This window comes from Vibrio sp. Y176, from assembly GCF_033438945.1.
The window spans coordinates 1-656 of the sequence record NZ_JAWOQS010000639.1 but is presented as its reverse complement, the minus strand read 5'-3'; the positions used below and the strand labels follow the sequence as shown (position 1 = coordinate 656).

Below are 656 nucleotides of genomic sequence, written 5' to 3'. Positions count from 1 at the left end.
ATCATGGATGACCTAATTGAGCAGAATAAACTCTGCGCTCACATCTATGAAGTGTTAGAGCAGAATATGACGGCTTGCTACAACATATCTATTTGCCACTAAAAGCCGATTTCCGGACATGAAAAAGGGCGCATCACGCGCCCTTTTTAGTATTTAGTGCCTAGATGTTAACTCGCGATATCCAGAAGGTTATCTCTCACACCATTAATTCTGAACCAGCCTGCGATACTGAAACGCTCCGCGTTAGTCGGCAGCACTTCATGAGGAAACTGTTCAGATAAGAACACCAGTAGACGCCCCCCACGAGGCGGTATTGTCGCGATTTCTTTGTCATTGAGGTCATAGACGACCAGTTCGCCCGCGTCCTCTTCACTCCAAGATTCATTCATGTAGAACACCGTGGTTAAGCGACGGTTTTCGTTCCCTTTAAAGCAATCGAGGTGTTTTTGGTAAAAATCGCCTTTTTCGTACTTTGCAAAGTGTGCTTCATACTCAAACAAACCCAAGAAGAAATGGCGGTTCACCTCTTGTCGAATCTCTTCCATTTTGCTCAAATAATTCGCGATTGGCTGGCCCATAGCTGGTTTTAACCATTGAATTTTGTCACTGCGAATTGATTCAATTCGGGTCACATCATCATTTCGACCAATGCGTGC

The 656-nt window shown here is 44.7% G+C and carries 1 protein-coding gene; it reads right to left on the bottom strand.

Going from position 1 to position 656, the window contains the following annotated elements:
- Nucleotides 1–167: 167 nt before the first annotated feature.
- Nucleotides 168–656 (bottom strand): 2OG-Fe(II) oxygenase (locus R7O13_RS27805; RefSeq protein WP_318305317.1); only part of this gene is annotated, 489 nt, incomplete at its 5' end.